The following is a 5,149-nucleotide window of genomic DNA, read 5'->3' as shown; positions in this document are numbered from 1 at the left end:
GACCGCGGAGGAAGCCGGACGCGACCTCCGGCGCCGGTATGGACAGCTGCCCCGAGGCCGCGGCCACCACGGCCAGGACACCGAGTGCAGCCGCCAGCCCGGCGACCAGAAGGCCACCGGTCAGCAGGCGGTGGGTCCCGCCGGCCGTCCGTGCGGTTCGGGAACCGGGTGAGGGTTGCACGGCCCGCTCGCGGCGATCCGCTGTGAGCGTCACAGCGCGTCGGGGGCGTAGAGGGCCACCGCCAGCGCGTTGAGCACGGCGGGGGTCCTGGTGCCGAACGACAGCACGAGGTCGTCGTTCATCGCGACGACCCGCTGGTTCGCGCCGGCCGGCGTCTGGGCCAGGGCCGGGAACTTCTCGAGAAGGCCGTCGACGCCACCGACGGACTCGAGCCCCTTGCTCATCATGACGATGACGTCCGGTTGAGCCGCGATGAGCCCCTCGTCGTTCGCCGGCTTGGCGCCCTTCCACCCGACCTCGGTCGACACGTCGTATCCGCCGGCCGCGGTGATCAACTCGTCCGCGCCGCTGTCCTGGCCGAACATGTAGTAGACGCCGGCGGATCCACGGGCGTAGAGGAAGACCGTGCGTAGCCGCGCGGTCTCGGACCCCGGCACGATCGAGGCGATCGACTCCTCGGTTTCCACGATCTTCGCGCGGGTGCGCTCCCCCAGTTCGCGCCCCAGCTCGGGCACGCCGAGCCCGTCGGCGACGGAGTGGGTCAGTGCCTCGACGTTGTCCGGGGACCGGTGGGAGTCGACGACGACGACGGGGATCCCTGCGTCACGGAGCTGCAGGATCACGTCCCACGGACCGAGCGAGGTGTCCGTGATGATCACACTGGGGTCGAGCGCGAGGATGGCCTCGGCGTTGAGCTGATGCCCGTCCTGCGTCACCAGGGGCCGATCGGAGATCTCGGGGAAGGCCGACGAGACGTCGCGGCCGATCACGTTGTCCCCCAGCCCGAGTTCGAAGACGATGCGGGAGAGCGTCCCGTAGACGTCCAGGGGCAGGATCCGGGAGACGTCCGCGACCTCGACGACGGTTCCCTGGTTGTCCGTGACCACGGCCGGCAGCTGCGGAACCGGGTCGGTCGTGACGGGGTCGACCGGGTCGTCGACCAACTCCAGCGAGAGCTCGCCGGCGAAGGATCGCGGGTCCGCGGTCGCCGAGACCTCGGACGCCAGAGGGATCCCGGAGATCGTCTCGGGGTCGCCGCCGAGCCCGGTCGCGACCCCGCACGAGGTCAGCGTGAGAGCCAGGATGGCGGCGACGGCCAGCGGGAGCGAGCCTGAGCGCTGTCTGAACATTCGGCAACGATAGCACTGTAACCAAGGCGAGCCTAACCTTTGCATGGGAAGGCTTACCTAAACACCGTATTCCCAGCGTACGGCGATATCCGCGCTCGACTCCGATCCCCAGATCCGCGCCCATCCGGGACTGAGAACTCTAAGACCGTGCCTACGTTCGCGGCGGAACGACGAAAGGCGGCCGCCCCGGGGGTTCCCGGGGGCGGCCGCCTCTACCGCGTGTCGAGCGGACCGCTCGGCCGGTGGCCTGTTCAGTTCTGCTCGGCAGCCGCCTTCTTCAACGACTCGGTGGGCGCGAAGCGCTCGCCGTACTTGGCGGCCAGTTCCTCGGCTCGGGCGACGAAACCCTTGTAGCCCGAGGCGACGTGCTCGCCGGGTGCGGCGTAGTTCTTGGCGTACTGGCGGGTCCCGCCCGTCCACGCCGGGAACCCGATGCCGATGATGGACCCGATGTTGGCGTCGGCGTCGTCGACGATCACGCTCTCGTCCACACACTTCTGCGTCTCGAGCACCTCGGCGAACAGCATGCGGTCCACCAGGTCCTGCAGCGGGGGCGCGTTCTCCGGGGAGGTGTCGAACGCCTCCCGCAGGCCCGGCCAGAGGCCGGCGCGCTTACCGTCGGCGTACTCGTAGAAGCCTGCGCCGGCGGCACGGCCGGAACGCTCCAGCTCCTCGACCATCTTGAGGATCACCCGGTCGACCGCGTCGGGCACGAACTCCTGCCCGGCGGCCTCCGCCGCCTCGCGGGTGGCCTGACGGATCTTGACCATCAGGTTGAGGTTCAGCTCGTCGGACAACTGCAGCGGCGCCGCCGGGTATCCGGCGATGCGACCGGCCTGCTCGATGGTCGAGGGCTCGATGCCCTCGGCCAGCATCCCGATGGCCTCGTTGACGAACGTGCCGATCACGCGCGAGGTGTAGAAGCCACGGGAGTCGTTGACCACGATCGGGATCTTGCGGATCTGCAGGGTGAGGTCGATCGCCTTGGCCAGCGTCTCGGGCGTGGTCTTCTCGCCCGAGATGATCTCCACGAGCTGCATCTTGTCGACCGGGGAGAAGAAGTGCAGGCCGATGAAGTCCTCGGGCCGCTTGACGCCGGTCGCGAGGTCGGTGATGGGCAGGGTGGAGGTGTTGGAACCGAGCAACGCGTCGGGGGCGACGATGTCCTCGATCTCCTGGAAGACCTTCCGCTTCAGGTCCGGGGACTCGAAGACGGCCTCGATCACGAGGTCGCAGCCGGCGAGGGCCTGCGGGTCCGTCGTGGGTGTGATGCGGGCGAGCAGTGCGTCGGACTTCTCCTGGGTGGTGCGCCCACGCTCGAGCGCCTTGGCCTCGATGCTCTCGGAGTACGCCTTGCCCTTGTCGGCGGAGGCCTGCTCGACATCCTTGAGCACGACCTCGATGCCGGCCTTGGCGCAGACGTAGGCGATGCCCGCGCCCATCATGCCGGCTCCCAGGACTCCGACCTTGGTGAACTGCGTCCGGGGGATCTCCGAACCGTCGGCGGCCTTGGGCCGCGCTCCCCCCGAGGAGCAGTGCTGCATGTCGAAGAAGAAGGCCTGGATCATGTTCTTGGCCACGACGCCGGTCACCAGCGAGACGAAGTAGCGCGCCTCGATCTTCTCCGCGGTGGCGAAGTCCACCTGCGAGCCCTCGACGGCCGCGGCCATGATGGCACGCGGCGCCGGGGAGGGCGCGCCCTTGGTCTGCTTGCGCATGTTCGCGGGGAAGGACGGCAGGACGCCGGCCAGTGCGGGGTCCTTGATCGTGCCGCCGGGGAGCTTCCACCCCTTGCGGTCCCACGGCTGGGTGGCCTCGGGCTCGGTGCCGATCCACGCCTTGGCGGCGTCGATCAACTGCTCGGGGGCCACGACCTCGTCGACGAGGCCGGCCTCGAGCGCCTTGGCCGGCGCGAAGGACCGACCGGACATGAGGATGTTGGGCACGGCCTGGGCCAGGCCGAACATGCGGACGGTCCGGACGATCCCGCCGCCACCCGGCAGCAGACCGAGGGTGACCTCGGGCAGGCCGACCTTGGCGCCGCGGGCGTCGGCCATGACGCGGTGGTGGCACGCGAGCGCGAGCTCGAGGCCGCCACCCAGGGCGGCACCGTTGATGGCGGCCACGACCGGGACCCCGAGGGTCTCGAGGGCGCGCATCCGGCCCTTGATCTCCATGGACCGCTCGAACAGCTGCTCGGCGTCCTCGGGGCCCGCCGTGATCATGGACTTGAGGTCGCCGCCACCGAAGAAGCTCTTCTTGGCGGAGGTCAGGACGACGCCCTTGATGGAGTCCTTCTCGGCCTCGATGCGGCCGACGGTCTCCGAGAAGTCGTCGATGAAACGGGCGTTCATGGTGTTCGCGCCGTGGTCGGGGTCATCCATGGTGAGGGTGACGATGCCGTCGCCGTCCTGCTCCCACCGGAACATGTTTTCGCTCACTGGTTCTCTACTCCTCAAGGCTGTGGTGTCGGTGGTGCGGATCAGACGCGCTCGATGATGGTGGCGACTCCCATGCCGCCGCCCACGCAGAGCGTGATGAGGGCGCGCTTGCCGCCGGTCCGCTCGAGCTCGTCGAGCACGGTGCCGGTGATCATGGCGCCGGTCGCACCGAGGGGGTGGCCCATGGCGATCGCCCCGCCGTTGACGTTGAGCTTCTCGTCGGGGATGTTCATGTCCTTCTGGAACCGCAGGACGACGGAGGCGAAGGCCTCGTTGAGCTCCCAGAGATCGATGTCGTCAGGGGTGAGGCCGGCGATCTCGAGAGCCTTCTTCGCTGCCGGGGTCGGGCCGGTGAGCATGATGGTGGTGTCGGCGCCGGAGGTGGCCGCGGCCACGACACGGGCGCGCGGCGTCATGTTCATCTCCTTGCCGGCCTTCTCCGAACCGACCACCACGAGCGCGGCGCCGTCGACGATGCCGGACGAGTTGCCACCGTGGTGGACGTGGTTGATCTCCTCGACCCAGTGGTACTTCTGCAGCGCGACGGCGTCGAAGCCACCCATGTCGCCGACCATGGCGAACGACGGCGTGAGGCCGGCCAGCTTCTCGACGGTGGTGCCCGGACGCATGTGCTCGTCGTGGTCGAGAATGGTGACGCCGTTGATGTCCTTGACTGGGACGACCGACTTGGCGAACCGGCCCTCCTCCCACGCCTGGGCGGCGAGCCGCTGCGAGCGCTCGGCGTAGCGGTCCACGTCCTCGCGGGTGAAGCCCTCGAGGGTGGCGATGAGGTCGGCACCGATCCCCTGCGGGGAGAAGTACGTGTCGTAGTTGGTGGCCGGGTCCAGGGCCCAGGCCCCGCCGTCGGTGCCCATCGGGACACGCGACATGGACTCGACGCCGCCGGCGAGGACGACCTCGTCCCATCCGGAGCGGATCTTCTGGGCGGCCATGTTGATCGTGGTCAGGCCGGATGCGCAGAAGCGGTTGATCTGCACGCCGGCCACGGTGTCGGGCATCTTGGCGGCCAGCGCGGCGATGCGCGGCAGATCCATGCCCTGGTCACCCAGGGGGGTGACGATTCCGTAGATGATGTCCGAGATCCGGTTCTCGTCGAGGTCGGGGAACCGACGCCGCATTTCTTCGATGAGACCGACGACCAGGTCGATCGGCTTGACCCCGTGCAGAGCGCCGCCAGGCTTGCCCTTGCCTCGCGGAGTCCGGATGGCGTCGTAGATGAATGCCTCGGTCATGGGTTGTCCACGGCCTTTCTCTGGGCGGAACTGATACGTGTTCGAACTCAGGTTACGTTGTCCACCCACCGCGCGCGGAGTGCGGTCCGTTTTTGTCGACCCGCACCCCGGGCGCTCCGGTGGCACAGTGGACCGTGACTGTCC

General features: G+C 68.8%; 3 protein-coding genes and 1 pseudogene. All 4 read right to left on the bottom strand.

Features of this window, described 5'->3' with window-relative positions:
• A pseudogene (locus G6017_RS16475) lies at positions 1-181 on the bottom strand (iron ABC transporter permease); the annotation flags it as partial.
• A 29-nt stretch (positions 182-210) separates the two neighbouring features.
• Positions 211-1,311 carry a heme/hemin ABC transporter substrate-binding protein gene (locus G6017_RS05700; RefSeq protein ID WP_182616362.1) on the bottom strand — a complete coding sequence of 367 codons (1,101 nt, stop codon included), beginning with the start codon at positions 1,309-1,311 and terminating at the stop codon, positions 211-213.
• A gap of 251 nt (positions 1,312-1,562) precedes the next feature.
• Positions 1,563-3,752 (bottom strand): 3-hydroxyacyl-CoA dehydrogenase NAD-binding domain-containing protein, encoded by a 2,190-nt coding sequence (locus tag G6017_RS05695; RefSeq protein WP_182616360.1) that lies wholly within the window; start codon positions 3,750-3,752, stop codon positions 1,563-1,565.
• A 41-nt stretch (positions 3,753-3,793) separates the two neighbouring features.
• Positions 3,794-5,005 (bottom strand): acetyl-CoA C-acetyltransferase, encoded by a 1,212-nt coding sequence (locus tag G6017_RS05690; RefSeq protein WP_182616358.1) that lies wholly within the window; start codon positions 5,003-5,005, stop codon positions 3,794-3,796.
• Between the last annotated feature and the right edge of the window lie 144 nt (positions 5,006-5,149).

It is taken from the genome of Dietzia sp. B44 (assembly GCF_014145245.1).
GTDB classification, from domain to species: domain Bacteria; phylum Actinomycetota; class Actinomycetes; order Mycobacteriales; family Mycobacteriaceae; genus Dietzia; species Dietzia natronolimnaea.
Note: the sequence above shows the minus strand (reverse complement) of the source record. Positions and strands in the feature narration are given on the sequence as shown.

Bases quoted from the DNA above. Each gene is read 5' to 3' on its own strand.
- G6017_RS05700 (WP_182616362.1), bottom strand. From the start codon at position 1,311: ATGTTCAGACAGCGCTCAGGCTCGCTCCCGCTGGCCGTCGCCGCCATC.
- G6017_RS05690 (WP_182616358.1), bottom strand. From the start codon at position 5,005: ATGACCGAGGCATTCATCTACGACGCCATCCGGACTCCGCGAGGCAAG.